Below are 17,825 nucleotides of genomic sequence, written 5' to 3' on the forward strand. Positions count from 1 at the left end.
TTTGCAACGGCGTCTGGCCGATCTGCTCAGGCAGGCGAAACTGTCAGTTGCGGAGGATCGGCAGGTTGATCTGTTGCGCTACCTTGAGGAATTGGCACACTGGAACCGGAGTCATAACCTGACCGCCGTAAGTGAACCGAAAGCAGCCCTGGAAACCCACCTGGTTGATTCCCTGACCCTGCTCCCCCTCCTGCCGGAAAACTGCACCCTGCTCGATTTCGGTTCAGGTGCGGGTCTTCCCGGTCTGCCCCTGCGTATCGTCCGTGACGACCTGCGTCTGACTTCCCTTGACGCGGTCGGCAAGAAGCTCGCCTTTCAGCGACATCTGGCCCGGGTTCTGCGGTTGCGCGGCATCGATTTCGTCCATGCCCGACTGGAGGATTTTTCCGCCGACAGCGAAAACCATAACCGTTACCAGCGGATCGTCTTTCGGGCCGTGGGAGAAATCAATCGATTTGCGTCGATGGTTCTGCCTCTGTTGGAACCGGGAGGTCTCTGGATCGCGATGAAGGGCCCCGATGGTCAGCAGGACTGGAAAAATTTCTGCGGGCAACCTCTGGCGGGTTTTCGCAATCATGCCTGCCTGTCGCTGAAATTGCCGGCCTGCGGTGCCGAACGCAACCTGCTTTGCTTCGAAAAAGAATAGAACGATTGATGGCGTCGCTCAAACTCACCAGCAGCTGCGTTACTGCGTTTATCTCGCGCCTTCGACGTACGTACGGACGCTTCATCGTTCGATAAACGCGTGCCTTGCTGCTGGCGCTTTTTGCTTAGCCAACACCCTTTTTGCTTTCTTGCGAAAGCATCAATATTGATATATGCAAAATTATTATGCGCCGCAGTCAGTGGGGGTCGCATAGATGCCCTGCTCTGATTTCCCGAAAAACGTCAAGCCGTGAAAAACAGGTGAAAGACACTATATCTGGTGGGCCGCGTTTATGAATCCACAAGATATTGCAAGTATTTGAAAAGCTAGCATTTCTTCTTCAACGTCGCGGGTGAATATGTTAGTCTTGGCGGCCTGAACTTACCACCTGGACCGTCCGGTTCGGGTTTTAAAACCGGAGAGGTTTTCATGGCCCGGATTATTGCAATTGCCAACCAGAAGGGAGGGGTCGGCAAGACGACCACAGCGGTCAATCTGGCCGCGTCGTTGTCGGCTGCCGAAAAGTCCACCCTGCTGGTTGATATGGACCCTCAGGGGAATGCCACCAGTGGCGTCGGAATCGACAAGGAGGCGCTTGAGGCGACCGTCTACAACGGCCTGCTCGAAGAAGCCGGAGCCGTCGATCTTCTCTGCCGTACGGAACTGGAGCAGCTGCATATCCTGCCGGCCGATCCGGATCTGATCGGCGCCGAGGTTGAACTTGTGGCGGCTGACGGCCGGGAACGGCGACTCAAGGCCCTGCTGGCAGAGATCGAAGACGACTATGATTACATTCTGATCGACTGCCCTCCGTCGCTCGGTCTGCTGACCATCAATGCCCTGACCGCGGCGGAAAAAGTGCTGATTCCGATGCAGTGCGAGTACTACGCCATGGAGGGTCTCAGCCAGTTGCTCAACACCATTTCTCTCATTCAGCAGGATCTCAACCCGCGATTGACCATCGGCTACATCCTGCTGACCATGTTCGACAGTCGTAATAACCTCTCCCATCAGGTCGGTGAGGAAATCCGCACCCATTTCAACCGCCAGCTGTGTGAAACGGTGATTCCGCGCAATGTGCGGCTTTCCGAAGCGCCGAGCCACGGGTTGCCGGTGCTGCTTTATGATATCGCTTCGAAAGGGTCGCAGGCCTATCTCGACCTGGCCCGGGAAATTATTCAGGCGGAGGTTTGACGAATGGCCAAGCGACCTGCACTCGGCAAGGGGATCGGAGCCCTGATCCCGGGAAATGTCAAGGCGGTGCCGACCACAGACGGCACCCGGGGCAGCAAATATTTTCTCTGTCCCATCGAGGATCTCAAACCGCACAGCAAACAGCCGCGCAAAACTTTTGATGACGCGAAAATGACCGAACTGGTCGCCTCGATCAAGGAAAAAGGGGTGATTCAGCCACTGGTAGTCCGTCATCATGACGATCATTACCAGATTATCGCCGGCGAACGCCGCTGGCGGGCGGCGCAAAAAGCCGGATTGAAGGAAGTGCCGGTCGTCATTCAGGATGTTTCCGAGGATTGGGCGCTGGAAATGGCGCTGATCGAGAATATCCAGCGTGAGGATCTCAATCCGATCGAAGAGGCCGAAGCCTACCGCCACCTGATGGAGAGCTTTGATCTCTCCCAGGAAGAGGTTGCCAAACGGGTCGGTCGGGAAAGGTCCACGGTCGCCAACATGCTGCGCCTGCTCAAGCTGCCGGGCAAGGTCCGCGGTGACGTGATTGCCGGTCATCTCAGCATGGGACATGCCCGCGCCCTGCTCGGTCTTGAAGACGAAGAGGATATCGTCGAAGCACGTGAACAGGTTCTGGCACGCAAACTGTCGGTACGTGAATGCGAGGCCCTGGTCAAAAAGATCAAGAATTTCGGTCGCGTGCCGAAGAACAAAGCCGAACCGGCGCCGGTCGATCCGGAGTTGAAGCGGCTGGAAGTCGAATTGAAGCGGACCCTCGGCACCCAGGTGCGTATTCAGCCTCGGGGCAAGGGGGGCCGTATTGAAGTCAGTTATTTCTCCCCCGCCGAACTGGAGCGCCTGCTTGCTCTGTTCGGAGTCAGCTGAGGGGGTCGTTATTCATGCTGCGCAAGAGGAGGGAGCCCGTCATCATGCGTAAAGATCAGGCAATCGACAAGGGGGACATCAAGGCCTTTCTCGGCCCCGGCAGTCAGTTTGAGGGTAAATTGCTGTTTGATGAAATCGTTCGGCTCGATGGCCGTTTCAGTGGCGAGATTGTCAGCAAGGACACCCTGATCGTCGGCCAGGAGGCGGAAATTGAAGCCGAAGTTACGGTCGGCACCCTGATCCTCTCGGGCCGGTTCAAGGGCAATATCAAGGCCGGCTGCAAGGTCGACCTGCGGGCTCCGGCCCGGGTCGAGGGCAATATCGAGACTCCGGTGCTGGTGGTCGAGGAAGGGGTGACTCTCAACAGCACCCTGCATATGGATGGGGCAAATAAGGCCCCCGGCAACAAGACTTCCTGACAGGCGAATTTCTTCGTGGGGGGGAAAAAACAAAACAGCATCTTGACAGCGTTGGGAGGGGTATGTTAGCAATGCGCTGATTTGCCGCAGGGCAAACTTTTTTATCCCCCCGAGACTTGTATACAGTATACCGACAGCCGAACCTCATTAACAGGCAGAGGACAGCCCGTGATCAGCCTCGACATTACTCTTATTATTCAGTTTGTCAATTTCGTCATTCTCATGACCATCCTTAACATGGTGCTTTACCGCCCGCTGCGCCGGATGTTGGAGCAGCGCAAGGAAACCATTGAGGGCAACCGTCGGGCCGCCGACGATCTGGAAGCCAGTATTGAAGAGAAGATGACCCGCTACCAGCAGCAGCTGCAGGAAGCCCGCCTCAAAGGCAACCAGGAGCGCACTGCTCTGCGCCAGGCTGCTCTTGAGGAAGAACGCAAGACCCTGGGAGAGGCCCACGAGCAGGCCTCGGCGAAACTACAGGCGATCAAAGAGCAGGTGGCCGGAGAGGCTGCTGTTGCCCGCGAGGCGCTGAAAAAGGAAACCGAGGCACTGGCCGGTGAAATCGCCAGCAAGATTCTCGGGAGGAAGCTGTAATGTCGACTACCAAGACCAATCTTTTCAAGACCCTGATCATTTTTTCCATTGTTCTGGCTGCCGGTACGGTCTTCGCCTCGGGCGGAGAGCATCAGGCTGATGGCGGAGTGCTGCTCAAGGATTTTCTCTGGCGCTGTCTGAACTTTGCCGTCACTTTCGGCCTGCTCGCTTATTTCATCACCAAGCCGTTGCGCAACGGCCTGGCCGGTCGTCGACAGGGCATTGCCGACAGCCTGGCCGCCGCGGAAAAAATGAAGGCTGAGGCCGAAGCCAAGTTTGCCGAATATGACCGCAAGTTGAGTCGTGCCGCTGAAGAAATCGAAGAGATCTACCAGCAAATCCGCCGTGAAGGCGAACGGGAAAAGGAACGGATTCTCGACGAAGCTCGACAGATGGCCATCAAGGTCAGGAGCGAAGCCGAAAAATCGGCAGCTCTCGAGGTCGCCCGGGCACGTCGCGAGCTGCGAGAGGAAGCCTCCCGCCTTGCCGTCGATATTGCCGAGGAGATGTTGCGCAAGAAATTCACCAAGAAAGACCAGACCCGTCTGGTGGATGAATATATTCAGAAGGTGGGAGAGTTACATTGAGCACCAGTGCGATAGCAAAACGTTATGCCAGGGCGTTGGTCGGCATCGCTGCCGAACAGCAGACGGTGGAGCAGTACGGAGACGAACTCGGGAGGGTCTGCGAGGCCTTCGGAGTGGAAGAGTACCTGCGGCTGATCCTGGAAAGCCCCACCTTCCCGCTCAGCAAGAAGGCGGCCATTCTCAATGATCTGATGGAGATGCTTGACATCTCCGAGGGGATGCGGGCCTTTCTCGGACTGCTGCTGGAAAAGGACCGTCTTCAGTACCTGGCCCAGATCAAGCGTGACTACAGCCGGTTTGCCGATGAGATGGCCGGCCTGGTCCGGGCTGCGGTGACCGCCTCGCGAGATCTTGATGCCAAACAGTTGCAGGCGATCAAGGCGGGACTGGAACAGCAGACCGGTAAGCAGGTCGAGCTGAGCGTCGCCATTGATGAGGAGTTGATCGGCGGTCTGCAGGTTGAGATCTCCGGCCGCCTCTTCGACGGCAGTCTGAAAACACAATTGAAGCGCATTGAAGATACCTTAAAAAAGGGGTGAGAAGGACTTATGGAAATCAGAGCAGAAGAGATCAGCGCGATCATCAAAAAACAGATCGAGAATTTCGGTCGCGAGGTGGAGGTCAGCGAGACCGGCACCATTATTTCGGTTGGTGACGGTATTGCCCGCATTCACGGCCTGGATAAAGCGATGGCCGGCGAGTTGCTGGAATTCCCCGGCAACACCATGGGCATGGTTCTCAACCTCGAAGAAGATAATGTCGGTGCCGCCATTCTCGGTGAAGCCCAGCACATCAAGGAAGGCGACACCGTCAAACGTACCGAGCAGATCGTGCAGGTTCCGGTCGGTGAAAAGCTGCTCGGCCGGGTGGTCAACGGCATCGGAATTCCGATCGACGGCCTCGGCGAGATCGAAACCGATGATTACCGCAAGGTCGAAATCAAGGCTCCCGGCATCGTCGCCCGTAAGTCGGTGCATGAACCGATGCAGACCGGCCTCAAGGCGATCGACTCGATGGTTCCCATCGGCCGTGGTCAGCGCGAACTGATCATCGGCGACCGCCAGACCGGCAAGACCGCCGTTGCTATCGACACCATCATCAACCAGAAGGGCAACGGTGTGGTCTGCATCTACGTCGCCATCGGCCAGAAACGTTCCACGGTCGCCCAGGTGGTCGACAAGCTCAAGAGCCACGGCGCCATGGACTACACCATCGTTGTCGCCGCGACCGCATCCGACCCCGCCCCGCTGCAGTTTATCTCCCCCTACACCGGGGTCACCATGGGCGAGTTCTTCCGTGACACCGGCAAGCACGCCCTGATCATCTATGACGATCTCTCCAAGCAGGCGGTCGCCTACCGGCAGCTCTCCCTGCTGCTGCGCCGCCCGCCGGGACGCGAAGCCTATCCGGGCGACGTCTTCTACCTGCACAGCCGCCTGCTGGAACGCGCCGCCAAGCTGAATGACGATCTCGGCGCCGGTTCGCTGACCGCGCTGCCGATCATCGAGACCCAGGCGGGTGACGTTTCGGCCTATATCCCGACCAACGTCATCTCCATCACTGACGGTCAGATTTTCCTCGAAACCGACCTTTTCTATTCCGGTGTCCGTCCGGCCATCAACGTCGGCCTGTCGGTTTCCCGCGTCGGTGGATCAGCCCAGGTCAAGGCGATGAAACAGGTCGCCGGCACCCTCCGCCTGGCGCTGGCCCAGTATCGTGAAATGGCCGCCTTTGCCCAGTTCGGTTCCGATCTCGATGCCGCCACCCAGCGTCAGCTCAATCGTGGTGCCCGGCTGGTCGAGATTCTCAAACAGGGTCAGTATCAGCCGCTGCCGGTTGCCAAGCAGGTTCTGGCCATCTACGCCGCCAACAACGGCTATGTCGACGAGTACCCGGTCACCGCGGTGCAGCGCTACGAGCAGGAACTGCTCTCCTTCCTCGAAAGCAGCCACGCCGGCCTGATCAAGGATCTCGGCGAGAAAAATGCCATCGACGACGACCTCGAGGGCCGTATCAAGGCTGCCCTGGAAGAGTTCAAAGGTCAGTTCGTCGCCTGATAACCCGACTGCGAAGGTAGCGACAGATGCCCAGTCTGAAGGATATTAAGAAACGTATCGGCTCGGTCAAGAACACCAGCCAGATCACCAAGGCGATGAAAATGGTCTCGGCCGCCAAGCTGCGCCGCGCCCAGGACGCCGTGGTGGCGGCCCGACCTTACGCCGACAAGCTGAACTACGTGCTTTCCAGTCTTGCCCTGCGCGAAGACCACGAAGCCCATCCACTGTTGCAGGAGCGGGGCAAGAAGAAGGCTCTGGTGCTGCTTCTGACGGCGGATCGCGGACTCTGCGGCGGCTTCAATGCCAATATTTCCAAGACGGCGGAGAAGTTTATCAAGGAGCGGACTGACGGTTTTGAAGAGTACGAGCTGATGATTGTCGGGCGCAAGGGAGCCGATTACCTGCGCCACCGTAATGTGCCGATCGGCAAGGTCCATGCCGGCATTACCGCCAGCATCACTTATCATACCGCAGCACTGATCGGCAGCGAGGTGGTCGAAGGCTACCTTGCGGATCAGTACGATGCCGTCTACCTGATCTACAATGCGTTTCAGAGCGCGATCACGCAGGTTCCGACGATCCGCAGGTTGTTGCCGATCGAACCGGCCCAGGTCGACGAACGCGAGCATATCGCCCAGTATATCTACGAGCCGGGCAAAACCGAGGTACTGAGCCAGATCCTGCCCAAGCAGGTCGAGGTGCAGATCTTCCGCGGGCTGCTCGAATCGGTCGCTTCTGAGCATGGCGCGCGGATGAGCGCCATGGACAGCGCCAGCAAGAACGCGGCCGAGATGATCAACAAGCTGACCCTGCAGTACAACCGCGCCCGTCAGGCGGCGATCACCAAGGAACTGATGGAGATCATTTCCGGCGCCGAGGCGATCAAATAGTCGAAATCACAGCTGAAAATAATGCGGCTTATAGGAAAACACGGAGGATAGGTTCACCATGAATAAAGGGAAAATCACTCAGGTCATCGGACCCGTCATCGACGTTGAGTTCGAGGCGGGAAAACTCCCGGAAATCTACCACGCGCTGAAGGTTACAAACCCGGGTCTCGATGACCGTGAATGGAACCTGGTCTGTGAGGTCGCCCAGCATCTCGGCGAGAACACCGTGCGCGCCATCGCCATGGATTCGACCGACGGTCTGGTTCGCGGCCAGGAAGTTCTCGATACCGGCAAGCAGATCGTCATGCCGGTCGGCAAGGCGACCCTCGGCCGGATCCTCAACGTGATCGGCGAACCGGTTGACGAGGCCGGCCCGGTCAATGCCGAAATCGAATGGGAAATCCATCGTCCGACTCCCGAGTTCGTGGAACAGTCGGTTGATGTCCAGGCCTTTGAGACCGGCATCAAGGTCGTCGACCTGCTTGCCCCCTACGCCCGCGGCGGCAAAATCGGCCTGTTCGGCGGTGCCGGGGTCGGCAAGACGGTTCTGATCATGGAGCTGATCCACAACATCGCCAAGCAGCACGGCGGTTTCTCGGTGTTCGCCGGTGTCGGCGAGCGGACCCGTGAGGGCAACGACCTCTGGCACGAGATGAAGGATTCCGGGGTTCTCGACAAGGCCGCGCTGATCTATGGCCAGATGAATGAGCCCCCCGGAGCCCGTGCCCGTGTCGCCCTCTCCGCCCTGACCTGCGCTGAGTACTTCCGCGATGAAGAAGGCCAGGACGTGCTGCTGTTTGTCGACAACATCTTCCGCTTCACCCAGGCCGGTTCCGAGGTTTCGGCGCTGCTTGGCCGCATTCCTTCGGCGGTCGGTTACCAGCCGACCCTGTCGACCGAGATGGGTGAACTGCAGGAGCGGATCACCACCACCACCAAGGGGTCGATCACCTCGGTTCAGGCGATCTACGTTCCGGCCGATGACCTCACCGACCCGGCGCCGGCGACCGCTTTCGCCCATCTCGACGCGACCACGGTTCTTTCCCGCCAGATCGCCGAGCTCGGTATCTATCCGGCGGTTGACCCGCTCGATTCGACCAGCCGGATTCTCGATCCGCAGGTGGTCGGCGAAGAGCACTACAAGGTTGCCCGTGACGTCCAGTATGTGCTGCAGCGTTACAAGGACCTGCAGGACATCATCGCCATTCTCGGTATGGATGAACTCTCCGAGGAAGACAAACTGGTGGTTGCCCGCGCCCGGAAAATCCAGCGTTTTCTCTCCCAGCCGTTCCACGTGGCCGAGGTCTTCACCGGATCGCCCGGCAAATATGTCGAACTGGCCGACACCATCAAGGGATTTCAGGAAATCGTTGCCGGCAAGCACGACGAGGTTCCCGAGCAGGCCTTCTACATGGTCGGTACCATCGAAGAGGCCCTGGAGAGAGCCAAAGAACTGGCCGCCTGATCGTTTCGGCCTTGAAGAGGACCTAGTACATGGCAGAAAAACTGACACTGCAATTGGTTACGCCCTATAAGAAGGTGCTTAGCGCCGAGGTTGACGAGGTGACCGCCCCGGGAACCCTGGGTGAACTGGGTCTGTTGCCGGGACATACTCCGTTGCTGACGACCCTCAAGATCGGCGAGCTTTCCTACAAGCAGGGGAACGAGAACTTTCATGTCGCCGTCAACTGGGGCTATCTCGAAGTCGAGGAAGACCAGGTCAATGTTCTGGTCGAAACGGCCGAACCGGCTGACGAAATCGATCTCGAGCGTGCCAGGGCCGCCCTCGGCCGGGCCGAAGAGAAGCTCAAGGGACTCGATCCCGAAGACAAGAATTTCAAGATCATGGAAGCTGCCCTTGAACGGGCGATGATCAGAATTCAGGTGGCCGGCCGCAAGGGCCGCTGATTCTTCTCATCATGTCAATAAAATGAAAAAGGGCGACCTTTCGGGGTCGCCCTTTTTTTATCAGAATTCAGCGCGCCTCAGTTGAGCAGCTGATTGTCCTCTTCAAGCTGCCGCATCTTGTCCATGACCAGTTCCAGGTGGATGCGCATCGCCTCGCGGGCCCGTTCCGGTTCATGGGCACGGATGGCCTCAAGGATTTCAAGATGATGTTTCATCAGCAGGTCGATGTAGCCTTCCTTCTGGTAGAATTCCATCAGGGCGACCATGATGGTGGTGTGGAACAGCTCCTGGATGGTGTTGAGAACATGCAGCTGGATGGTATTATGCGCCGCGGCGGTGATGGCATAATGAAATCTGGCGTCAATGTCGGGTTTCCAGCCGCCATTGCTGGCCTGGCGTTTCATTTCCTGGTAGAGAGCGTCAAGGCGGGCGATGTCTTCGGGGGTGGCGCGTTCGGCGGCCAGGTAGGCCGACCAGGTTTCGAGCCCCACGCGGACCTCGGCCAGGGAATAGAGCATTTTGGGGTTTTTCTCGACCATGCTGGTCAACGGGTCGGCCATGGTGGCTTCGGTCAACGAGAGGACGAAGGTTCCCCCGCCCTGGCGCGATTCAACCAGTCCCATCGCTTCCAGCACCATGATCGCCTCGCGGACCGAGGGGCGGCTGACGCCAAGCAGGGACGCCAGCTCCCTCTCTGAAGGGACGCGTTCGCCCGGTTTCAGGTCTCCCTCGGAAATCAGGGTTCTGATCTGTTCAACGATTTCTTCGGAGATTTTCTTCGGTCGGATGGGCTTGAAAACGTTGGTCATTCCACTGCTCCAAGAAGTGAATTGGTAAGACCAGTTTTTTACCACTGATAACGATAAAAGGCAAGCTGGCGCCATGACAGGAACCGTGACCGATAAGACCATCATTCATTGTGACATGGATGCTTTCTTCGCTTCCGTCGAGCAGCTGGATCGGCCTGAGCTTGCCGGACGAGCGGTGCTGGTCGGCGGCAGTCGCGAGCGAGGTGTGGTCAGTGCCTGTTCGTACCAGGCCCGCCCGTTTGGAGTCCGTTCCGGGATGGCGATGAGCAAGGCCCTGGCGCGCTGCCCCGGGGCGGTGGTTCTGCCGGTGAGGATGGAACGCTACCGGGAGGTATCTCGGCAGGTTTTTTCGATCTTCTCAGACTACAGCGACCTGATCGAGCCGCTTTCCATCGACGAGGCCTTTCTCGACGTCAGTGGCTGCCTGCGTCTGCTGGGGTCCGGGGTGAAAATAGCCGAAGCCATTCGCCATCGGGTACGCCGGGACCTCGGCCTGCCGATCAGTGCCGGAGTGGCGCCTAACAAGTTTCTCGCCAAGCTCGCTTCGGAAGAAGCCAAGCCGAACGGCTTGCTGGAGATTCTCTCCGGGGAGGTGGATGCCTTTCTGTTGCCGTTGGACATCGGCAAGCTCTGGGGGGTCGGACGAGTGATGGCGGAAAAGCTTCGAGCCCTAGGTATAGATCGTGTTTCTGACCTGCGCGGGTGGCGGCGCGAGGATCTGTGCCGGCGCTTCGGTCGCGAGGGTGCCCGGTTCTATGAGCTTGCGCGTGGAATTGACCCCAGACCGGTTGATCCGGGGCGCGAAATCAAGTCGATCGGCGCCGAGGAGACCTTCTCCAGGGACCTCACGAATCCGAAAGAGATACGTCGTCAGCTGCTGTCGCAGGCTGAGAAGGTCGCGCGCCGGGTACGCAAGCAAGGATTGGCGGCGATGGGGCTGATGTTGAAAATAAAGTATGCGGATTTTTCAACCCGAAGCAGAAGCCACCGGTTCCGGAACCCCGCGCGCGAGGCCGAGGAGATCTGGCGGGTAGCGCTGGAGCTGCTGAAAGATACCGAGGTCGGGTTGAGGCCGGTGCGATTGACCGGCATCTACCTGACCGACCTGGTCAACCCGGAGCGGGGCCAGCAGGAACTCTTCTGTGACCCGATGGTGGAACGCCGGCAGAAGTTGATCTGCGCCATCGACGAATTGCAGGACCGTTTTGGTTCGAAGGCAACCAGGCGTGCGACCCTGCTCGAAGGAAAAGGCTCAGTTCAATGCGTCCAGAAGGGGGAGGACGGCGGCGAGTGAATGATCAAGATGCGTCTGGCTGTGGGCTTCAAGGGTGATGCTCGGGCGCAGGCCGGTCTCTGTCAGGTGTGACCAGAGCGGGGTGAAGTCGATCTGCCCGGCACCGACCGGCAGGTGGTCGTCCTGGCGGCCGAAATTGTCGTGCAGGTGAAGGTGAAAGAGCTTGGTGTCGAGACTCTGCAGCCACTCGGTCAGGGTCGGCTTTCCGAACAGAGCCCAATGACCGATATCGAAACAGTGACCGAAGGACGGGTGATCAAGGCCGTCGACCTGTTCCCGCAGCAGAACGGAATCCTCGTCATAGATATTTTCCAGCGCCAGGCGGATTCCCAGACGTTCGGCCCTGACGCAGAGTTGCGGCCAGAAGTGTAGTGCCTGCTGCAGCCAGGCCCGGCGTTGCTTGCCATAACGCCAGCTGTCGTAGCCGGGATGAAACACCACCAGCCTGGCAGCGAGACGATCCGCGGCATCAAGGGTTTGTAGAAAACGCTGCAGAGTCACCTGCTGAACCAGCGGTTCCACGGCGCCGGGGTTGAGATCCATGAACGGGGCGTGGACGGTGACCGCCAGCGAGGCGGCCTGAAAGCGGGCCCCGAGGTTGGTGAAATAGCCCGGTTCATGCAGGTCGAGATCAATTGCCTGCAGACCGAGTTCAGGTTGCAGACGACGCTCCAGCAGGCTCGGCAGATACATTTCGACCTGTCGGAAGGGGACGTGGACGTGCAGAAAGGATGGCACCATGGTCAGCTCCGTCCGGCGGCGATCCGTTCCAGGTTTTCTATCGCCGGCCGTTCTCCAAGGGTGATCAGGATATCCCCGGCGGCAATGACGGTTTCGGAGGCCGGGTTGAAAACCATTGTACCATCCCTCTTCTTGATGCCGACGATGATGGTTCCCAGGTCCTTGCGGATCCCCGACGTCAACAGGGTTTGACCGGCAAGGGATGATTCCCGGCCCACCAGCACCTCTTCCATCTGCAGTTCCAGGCGATGTCCGGCGGTGGCGATTTCGATGAAGTCGACCACGGATGGGCGCAGGATCGCCTGGGCCATGCGGGTGGCGCCGATCACATAGGGAGAAATAACCTTGGAGGCCCCGGCCCGTCGCAGCTTCAGCTCGGAACCCTCTTCTCCGGCCCGGGCGAGGATGAAGAGGTTGGGATTGAGACCGCGGGCGGTGAGAGTGATATAGACATTTTCGGTGTCGGAGGTGACCGCGGTGATCAGCCCGTTGGCCTTGCGGATGCCGGCCTTTTCAAGGGTTGCGTCGTCGGTGGCGTCGCCGGCGACGAACAGGATGCCGTCATCCGACAGTCGCCCGCAGAGGACGGGATCCTTTTCGACGACGACGAAAGGCATCGGCCGGGCGGCAAATTCGCGGCAGATCAAGGTGCCGATCCGCCCGTAGCCGCAGACAATGTAATGTCCCTGCAGTTTTGAGATCTTTTTCTGCAATTTCTTCCTCCCCAGCAACTGTCGCAGCTGACCTTCGACGATCATCTGGATCAGGCTGCCGACGGCGTAGGCGATAATCCCGGCGCCGAAAATGATGAGCAGAATGGTGAAGGCCTTGCCTTCAGGTGAGAGCGGGCGAACTTCGCGGAAACCGACGGTGGAGAGGGTGATCACCGTCATGTAAAGGGCGTCGAAGGGAGCCCAGCCTTCGAGCAGGGAATAGCTGACCGTGCCGAAGCCGATAACCGCGACCAGGGTCAGGAGAGAAAAGCGAAGATGGCGGACCGGGTCCATGCAGGCTCCAGAGGTGGATTTTTCGGGATCATAGCGACAGCCGGCCAAAATGGCAAGTTGAAGGGCTTCAGGCGGGCAAGAAAAAGCTTGACATGGCTTGTATACTGTATACAATCAAACATGCTAAACTTTAGTGACTCCGCCGTCACTTTCCCGTGTGGAATGAACAAGCTGTCAGTGGTGTGCGGGGTATCTGGAATGGAGATTTCCGTTGCGAAAAAAACCGATTGAACGCCATCAGACACTCCGCGAGAAAATTCTCGAAACCATTCGTGAATCGATCCTCAAGGGCAATTTGAAACCCGGCGAGAAAGTCGCCGAACCGGAGCTGGCGGAACGTTTCGGCATCAGCCGCACGCCGATCCGTGAAGCTTTCCGGCAGCTCGAATCGGAGGGTTACCTGACGGTCATCCCCCGCAAAGGAGCGGTCGTCACCGAACTCTCCGAGCGCGATGTCAGCGAGTTTTACGCCATCAAGAGCATCCTCGAAGGCTATGCCGCCCGGCTCGCCGCCCGCAACCTCAGTCCGCGGGATATCGACAAGCTCGAACAGATCAACAAGCGTCTTGAGCAGCTGGCCGAAGAAGGAGACGTGAAAAGTTTCTACCGGGTCCACAATGAATTTCACGATCTTTTCATCAAGGCCTCCGGTAATGAGAAACTGGCAGAGCTGATTGAACAGGTGGGGATGAAATTCAACCGTCTGCGGATGGCGTCCCTCTCCCTGCCCGGACGGATGGAGATTTCGGTTGCCGAGCATCGCAAGATCATCGCTGCCTTCAAGGAAAAAGACGGAGAGTCCGCTGACAATCTGGTTAGTCGCACCGCGGCGCTCGGGGGCAAAGTGCTGATCCAGAGCATGGGGGGGGCGCACGCCCACAAGGATGCGATAGACCTGCTTGACGAAGCGGTTGATATCTGATCAATCTCGTGAAACGGTGACGCTCTCACTGTCTCAGATAGAAGAATAAAGATAGAAGAATAAGAGTTCTTGCCCGGTGACCTGCATGAGAGGTCGCCGGTTTTTTTTGGTCGCGGTCGGTCAGGGTATAAAGAGGCCACCGGGGAATGTCGATATGTAGGAGTGGCAGGAGATAAGCAGAAGGCGAGGAGAATGACCAGCCAATCCCTTACCCAGATGGCCCCGGAGCCTTCGGCGAAGGCAACCCTCGTTGATGGAGAAGCGGGGGATCTCTATGCCATCGGCATGGATTGCCTGCACCCCGACCTGCGGGCGCCCTGTGATCTCTACCGGCGGTTGCGGACCGGGGAGTTTGTCTTCTTCGCCCGAGAGGGAATACCCTTCGACGATAGGGTCAAGGCGAGCCTGCTGGAGTTCGGGGTGGAATGTCTCTATATCCGGGAACAGGATGTCGGGCGGTTTTTCCTCTATATCAAGCAGACCCTTGAAAAGATCGTCAAGGACCCTACGGCTTCGGCCGAACACAAGGCTTCTGCGGTCCACATGTCCTGCCGGGAAACCATGCGGCGGGCCTACAGTGATCCGCGGGCCAGTTTTCTGCAGCAGGCCCATGAAGTGATCACGCCGACCGTTGACCTGATTGTCAACGACGAAGAGGCGACCCGCTGCCTGATCCGGCTGACGGCTTATGACCATTGCACCTACGTTCATTCCACCAATGTCGGCATCTTCGGGGTCGCCCTGGCGCGCATTATCCACGGTCACGAATCGGCAGCGGTGATGGAACGGCTCGGCGCCGGTTTTTTTCTCCACGACCTCGGCAAATGCATGATCCCGATTGAAATTCTAAACAAGCCGGGAGCGCTGACCGCCGCCGAACGGCAGGTTGTCAACCGTCACCCCCTCGACGGCTACCACCTGCTGCAGGAACGCGGCTTCATGACCGAAGAGGCGGAGATCCTCACCCTTCAGCATCATGAACGGGAAGATGGCAAGGGCTATCCGGCCGGCCTGACCACGCCCGATATCCACCCCTACGCCCGCATCTGCCGGCTGGTCGACGTCTACGAGGCGCTGACCGCCGAGCGCCCCTACCACCAGCGCCGCAGCACCTTCGAGGCGCTCAAGTTCATGCAGGAAAAGATCCTCACCGATATCGACCAGGAGCTGATGGTCAATTTTGTGCGGTTGTTTGCCAGGAATTGAAGAAACGCAGAGCACAGAGGAAAACAAATTCTCTGTGCTCTGCGTGACTTCTGTGGTGACCCTTCAGTTCCGCAGCCGGTATCCCTTGCCGATCAGCAGCGCGACGATGCTGAAGAGAATGATCGCCTGCGCCGCGGCGACGCCGAAGGCAACGCTGAAGGAGAGGTCGCCGACGCCGAGGACGGCGTGACGGAAGCCGTCGATCAGGTAGAAAAGCGGGTTGAGATGGGAGAGACCGGCCCAGAAGCCGGGCAGGATGGAGATCGGGTAGAAGACCCCGCCGAGGTAGATCAGCGGCAGGATCAAGAAGTTGGTGAACATCGACAGGGCATCGAAATTATTGGCGAAAATGGCCGCCAGCAGCCCGAACTGGGCGAACAGGAAGCTGGCCAGGCAGGCCATCGCCAGGGCTGCCGGAGGGTGCGCCCAAGGTAGCTTGGCGAACAGGGTCGAGATCAGCCAGACCGCCAGGCCGACACCGGTGCCGCGGATCATTGCCGCCAGGGTGTAGGCGCAGATGAACTGCGGTGGAGAGATCGGGGTCACCAGCAGGTCGACGATGTTGCCGAGATAGCGCGACATGAAGAGGCTGGAGCTGGTATTGGCGAAGGAGTTGTTGATCACCCCCATCAGGATCAGGCCGGGAATGACGAACTGGGCATAGGAGAAGCCCTCCAGCACGCTGATCCGCTCGCCGAGGGTGGCGCCGAAGACGAACAGGTAGAGAGAGGCGGAGATGATCGGCGCCAGCAGGGTCTGGGACGAGACCCGCAGAAAACGACGGATTTCCTTCTGGGTCAGGGTCCAGAAGGGCTGCCAGCGATGGTAGCGGCGATTGCCGAAAACCAGTTTCATGCTTCCCCTCCCCCGTTGTTTTTGAGGCCGGTCATTTCGATAAAGATATCTTCGAGGTTCGGCTGCCGGGTTTCAATCTCCGCCACCTGCAGGCCTAGGCTGCTGATGCGCCCGAGCAATTCACCGCTGGCAGCCCCCCGCGGCACCGGCAGGGTCAGAATCAGCCCCTCCCCCTCCAGGCGCGGTTCAAGGTCGGCCAGTTCCGGCGGCGGCGAAGCCAGGGGATGTTTCAGCTGCAGCACCAGCTCCCGCCGGCCGCAGCGCTGCAGCAGGCTGGAAGTCTTTTCCAGGGCGAGGATTTCGCCGTGGTTCATGATGGCGATCCGTTCGCACATCTGCTCGGCCTCTTCGAGGTAGTGGGTGGTGAGCAGGATACTGGTCCCCTGGTTGTTGATCTCGCGGACGAAGTCCCACAGCGAATGACGCAGTTCAACATCGACGCCGGCGGTCGGTTCATCGAGAATCAGCAGCTTCGGCTTGTGAATCAGCGCCTTGGCGATCATCATCCGCCGTTTCAGGCCGCCGGAGAGCTTGATGATCACCTTGCCGAGATGCGGCCGCAGGCCGAGACGGTCGATCAGCATGTTGCGCCAGGCCGGGTCGTCATCGACCCCGAAGTAGCCGGAGTGGATGCGCAGCGACCGGTCGATGGTGAAGAAGTTGTCGATGACGATTTCCTGGTGCATGACTCCGGTCAGCCGGCGGGTCAGCCGGTAGTCGCGAACATTGTCGAGGCCGAAGATTTCCACCCGGCCGCCGCCGATGCGGGTGACCCCGGCGATCATGTTGATGGTGGTGCTCTTGCCGGCGCCGTTGGGACCGAGCAGGCCGAAGATCTCGCCGGCGCGGATTTCAAAGGAGATCCCTTTGACCACTTCAGGGCCGTCGAAGCGTTTGCGCAGATCGGTGATTTTCAGCGCCGGAGAAGTTTGATTTGCAGTTGTCGCGTGCATGAGGGGTATAATAGGCGCAAGTACGCTAAAGGACAACCACAGCGGTAAGCCCCAAATCCACCGGCAATTTCGGGATTCGGCTGTCGTTACGGATGGATCTGCTTCGTTGCCTCGCATCTCCACCCGTTCCGCCACCCTCGGTCCGCAAAACAGCCGGTGGATTTGGGTAAGCGACAAACGGTAAGCATGGGAGGTTTTTCATGGTCAAGCTGGATCGCATCACCACTGGCGGCGGCGACAAGGGACAGACCAGCCTGGTCGATGGCTCCCGGGTGCCGAAACAGTCACTGCGGGTCGAGGCCTACGGCGGGGTCGATGAACTCAACAGCCTGTTCGGCGTGGTGCTGCTCGAAGCGCTGCCGCAGGGTGTCGGGCCGGAACTGGAACGGATTCAGAACGACCTGTTCGATCTCGGCGCTGATTTCGCCACGCCGAGCGACGGGGCGGTCGGTGAGCGGGCACTGCGCATCACGGATAATCACGTGAAACGTCTCGAAGCCGAGGTCGAGCGGGTCACCGCTCTGCTGGAACCGTTGACCAGCTTCGTCCTGCCCGGCGGCACCCGCGCCGGGGCGCTGCTGCATCTGGCCCGCGCCACCGCCCGGCGGGTTGAACGCCAGGCCTGGCGGCTGGTCGAAGAGGAGGGGGTCGAAAAGATCAACCCCCGGGCCCTGACCTACCTCAACCGCCTCTCCGACCTCTGCTTCGTTTGGGCCCGGCTAGCCAATGACGGCGGGCGGGCCGACCGGCTCTGGCAGCCCTGCGACAACTGCTAGGGCGGCCGATACGCACCCATCTGCGGCGTTACGCTCAGCCTTCAATCCTCGACGTAGCTGCCGCTACGCCTGCGGTTTCAGTCTTCGC

The 17,825-nt window shown here is 59.1% G+C and carries 20 protein-coding genes; 15 read left to right on the forward strand and 5 right to left on the reverse strand.

What is annotated here, in order from left to right:
- Position 1 precedes the first annotated feature (1 nt).
- The 11 genes from rsmG to C2E25_RS07530 all read left to right on the forward strand — a co-directional run bounded on the left by rsmG (position 2) and on the right by C2E25_RS07530 (position 9,174).
- Positions 2-646 (forward strand): 16S rRNA (guanine(527)-N(7))-methyltransferase RsmG, encoded by a 645-nt coding sequence (rsmG, locus tag C2E25_RS07480; protein ID WP_158247181.1) that lies wholly within the window; start codon positions 2-4, stop codon positions 644-646.
- Between the two features lie 429 nt (positions 647-1,075).
- A complete protein-coding gene (locus C2E25_RS07485) occupies positions 1,076-1,840 on the forward strand; it encodes a ParA family protein (RefSeq protein WP_103115140.1) in 765 nt (254 codons plus the stop codon).
- 3 nt (positions 1,841-1,843) lie between these two features.
- On the forward strand, positions 1,844-2,719 hold the full coding sequence (locus C2E25_RS07490; RefSeq protein WP_103115141.1) for a ParB/RepB/Spo0J family partition protein: 876 nt from the start codon (positions 1,844-1,846) through the stop codon (positions 2,717-2,719).
- A 44-nt stretch (positions 2,720-2,763) separates the two neighbouring features.
- Entirely contained in the window at positions 2,764-3,138 is a 375-nt protein-coding gene (locus C2E25_RS07495) for a bactofilin family protein (RefSeq protein WP_233189367.1), read from the forward strand.
- A gap of 168 nt (positions 3,139-3,306) precedes the next feature.
- Positions 3,307-3,732, forward strand: a complete 426-nt coding sequence (locus C2E25_RS07500; RefSeq protein ID WP_103115142.1) for an ATP synthase F0 subunit B — start codon at positions 3,307-3,309, stop codon at positions 3,730-3,732.
- Entirely contained in the window at positions 3,732-4,319 is a 588-nt protein-coding gene (gene atpF, locus C2E25_RS07505) for a F0F1 ATP synthase subunit B (RefSeq protein WP_103115143.1), read from the forward strand. Before C2E25_RS07500 ends, atpF begins: the two co-directional genes overlap by 1 nt.
- Entirely contained in the window at positions 4,316-4,858 is a 543-nt protein-coding gene (atpH, locus tag C2E25_RS07510; protein ID WP_103115144.1) for an ATP synthase F1 subunit delta, read from the forward strand. Before atpF ends, atpH begins: the two co-directional genes overlap by 4 nt.
- A gap of 9 nt (positions 4,859-4,867) precedes the next feature.
- Entirely contained in the window at positions 4,868-6,376 is a 1,509-nt protein-coding gene (atpA, locus tag C2E25_RS07515) for a F0F1 ATP synthase subunit alpha (protein ID WP_103115145.1), read from the forward strand.
- 26 nt (positions 6,377-6,402) lie between these two features.
- Entirely contained in the window at positions 6,403-7,266 is an 864-nt protein-coding gene (gene atpG, locus C2E25_RS07520; protein ID WP_103115146.1) for an ATP synthase F1 subunit gamma, read from the forward strand.
- Between the two features lie 58 nt (positions 7,267-7,324).
- The gene (gene atpD, locus C2E25_RS07525) at positions 7,325-8,731 is read left to right on the forward strand and encodes a F0F1 ATP synthase subunit beta (RefSeq protein ID WP_103115147.1); all 1,407 of its coding nucleotides are present in this window, start codon (positions 7,325-7,327) and stop codon (positions 8,729-8,731) included.
- A 29-nt stretch (positions 8,732-8,760) separates the two neighbouring features.
- Positions 8,761-9,174, forward strand: a complete 414-nt coding sequence (locus tag C2E25_RS07530; RefSeq protein WP_103115148.1) for a F0F1 ATP synthase subunit epsilon — start codon at positions 8,761-8,763, stop codon at positions 9,172-9,174.
- 77 nt (positions 9,175-9,251) lie between these two features.
- Here C2E25_RS07530 and C2E25_RS07535 read toward each other — a convergent pair whose 3' ends face one another.
- Positions 9,252-9,983, reverse strand: coding sequence for a FadR/GntR family transcriptional regulator (locus C2E25_RS07535; RefSeq protein WP_158247182.1), 732 nt, complete (start codon positions 9,981-9,983; stop codon positions 9,252-9,254).
- 85 nt (positions 9,984-10,068) lie between these two features.
- Here C2E25_RS07535 and dinB point away from each other — a divergent pair, with 85 nt between their 5' ends.
- Positions 10,069-11,277, forward strand: coding sequence for a DNA polymerase IV (gene dinB / locus C2E25_RS07540; RefSeq protein ID WP_158247183.1), 1,209 nt, complete (start codon positions 10,069-10,071; stop codon positions 11,275-11,277).
- Here dinB and C2E25_RS07545 read toward each other — a convergent pair.
- Together C2E25_RS07545 and C2E25_RS07550 are read right to left on the reverse strand one after the other, a co-directional pair.
- Entirely contained in the window at positions 11,236-12,018 is a 783-nt protein-coding gene (locus tag C2E25_RS07545; protein ID WP_103115151.1) for a sugar phosphate isomerase/epimerase family protein, read from the reverse strand. The genes dinB and C2E25_RS07545 overlap by 42 nt on opposite strands.
- Positions 12,019-12,020: 2 nt before the next feature.
- On the reverse strand, positions 12,021-13,025 hold the full coding sequence (locus C2E25_RS07550; protein WP_103115152.1) for a potassium channel family protein: 1,005 nt from the start codon (positions 13,023-13,025) through the stop codon (positions 12,021-12,023).
- A gap of 211 nt (positions 13,026-13,236) precedes the next feature.
- Here C2E25_RS07550 and C2E25_RS07555 point away from each other — a divergent pair, with 211 nt between their 5' ends.
- Both C2E25_RS07555 and C2E25_RS07560 read left to right on the forward strand, forming a co-directional pair.
- Positions 13,237-13,947, forward strand: a complete 711-nt coding sequence (locus C2E25_RS07555; RefSeq protein ID WP_103115153.1) for a GntR family transcriptional regulator — start codon at positions 13,237-13,239, stop codon at positions 13,945-13,947.
- Between the two features lie 192 nt (positions 13,948-14,139).
- Positions 14,140-15,153 carry an HD-GYP domain-containing protein gene (locus C2E25_RS07560; protein WP_103115154.1) on the forward strand — a complete coding sequence of 338 codons (1,014 nt, stop codon included), beginning with the start codon at positions 14,140-14,142 and terminating at the stop codon, positions 15,151-15,153.
- 63 nt (positions 15,154-15,216) lie between these two features.
- On the opposite strand, the gene C2E25_RS07565 is transcribed toward C2E25_RS07560, so the two are convergent.
- Entirely contained in the window at positions 15,217-16,008 is a 792-nt protein-coding gene (locus C2E25_RS07565) for an ABC transporter permease (protein ID WP_103115155.1), read from the reverse strand.
- Positions 16,005-16,961 (reverse strand): ABC transporter ATP-binding protein, encoded by a 957-nt coding sequence (locus C2E25_RS07570; RefSeq protein WP_103115156.1) that lies wholly within the window; start codon positions 16,959-16,961, stop codon positions 16,005-16,007. The genes C2E25_RS07565 and C2E25_RS07570 overlap by 4 nt, the downstream gene beginning before the upstream one ends.
- Before the next feature lie 200 nt (positions 16,962-17,161).
- On the opposite strand from C2E25_RS07570, the gene C2E25_RS07575 reads away from it, so the two are divergent.
- Positions 17,162-17,737: a cob(I)yrinic acid a,c-diamide adenosyltransferase gene (locus tag C2E25_RS07575; protein ID WP_103115157.1), complete on the forward strand. Its 576-nt coding sequence runs from the start codon at positions 17,162-17,164 to the stop codon at positions 17,735-17,737.
- Positions 17,738-17,825 lie beyond the last annotated feature (88 nt).

Source organism: Geothermobacter hydrogeniphilus, from assembly GCF_002898515.1.
Taxonomy (GTDB): domain Bacteria; phylum Desulfobacterota; class Desulfuromonadia; order Desulfuromonadales; family Geothermobacteraceae; genus Geothermobacter_A.

What these genes read in the sequence shown, in the direction of transcription:
- C2E25_RS07485 (WP_103115140.1), top strand. Translation starts at nt 1,076, where the DNA reads ATGGCCCGGATTATTGCAATTGCCAACCAGAAGGGAGGGGTCGGCAAG.
- C2E25_RS07490 (WP_103115141.1), top strand. Translation starts at nt 1,844, where the DNA reads ATGGCCAAGCGACCTGCACTCGGCAAGGGGATCGGAGCCCTGATCCCG.
- C2E25_RS07495 (WP_233189367.1), top strand. Translation starts at nt 2,764, where the DNA reads ATGCGTAAAGATCAGGCAATCGACAAGGGGGACATCAAGGCCTTTCTC.
- atpF (WP_103115143.1), top strand. Translation starts at nt 3,732, where the DNA reads ATGTCGACTACCAAGACCAATCTTTTCAAGACCCTGATCATTTTTTCC.
- atpA (WP_103115145.1), top strand. Translation starts at nt 4,868, where the DNA reads ATGGAAATCAGAGCAGAAGAGATCAGCGCGATCATCAAAAAACAGATC.
- atpG (WP_103115146.1), top strand. Translation starts at nt 6,403, where the DNA reads ATGCCCAGTCTGAAGGATATTAAGAAACGTATCGGCTCGGTCAAGAAC.
- atpD (WP_103115147.1), top strand. Translation starts at nt 7,325, where the DNA reads ATGAATAAAGGGAAAATCACTCAGGTCATCGGACCCGTCATCGACGTT.
- C2E25_RS07530 (WP_103115148.1), top strand. Translation starts at nt 8,761, where the DNA reads ATGGCAGAAAAACTGACACTGCAATTGGTTACGCCCTATAAGAAGGTG.
- C2E25_RS07535 (WP_158247182.1), bottom strand. Translation starts at nt 9,983, where the DNA reads ATGACCAACGTTTTCAAGCCCATCCGACCGAAGAAAATCTCCGAAGAA.
- C2E25_RS07545 (WP_103115151.1), bottom strand. Translation starts at nt 12,018, where the DNA reads ATGGTGCCATCCTTTCTGCACGTCCACGTCCCCTTCCGACAGGTCGAA.
- C2E25_RS07550 (WP_103115152.1), bottom strand. Translation starts at nt 13,025, where the DNA reads ATGGACCCGGTCCGCCATCTTCGCTTTTCTCTCCTGACCCTGGTCGCG.
- C2E25_RS07560 (WP_103115154.1), top strand. Translation starts at nt 14,140, where the DNA reads ATGACCAGCCAATCCCTTACCCAGATGGCCCCGGAGCCTTCGGCGAAG.
- C2E25_RS07565 (WP_103115155.1), bottom strand. Translation starts at nt 16,008, where the DNA reads ATGAAACTGGTTTTCGGCAATCGCCGCTACCATCGCTGGCAGCCCTTC.
- C2E25_RS07570 (WP_103115156.1), bottom strand. Translation starts at nt 16,961, where the DNA reads ATGCACGCGACAACTGCAAATCAAACTTCTCCGGCGCTGAAAATCACC.
- C2E25_RS07575 (WP_103115157.1), top strand. Translation starts at nt 17,162, where the DNA reads ATGGTCAAGCTGGATCGCATCACCACTGGCGGCGGCGACAAGGGACAG.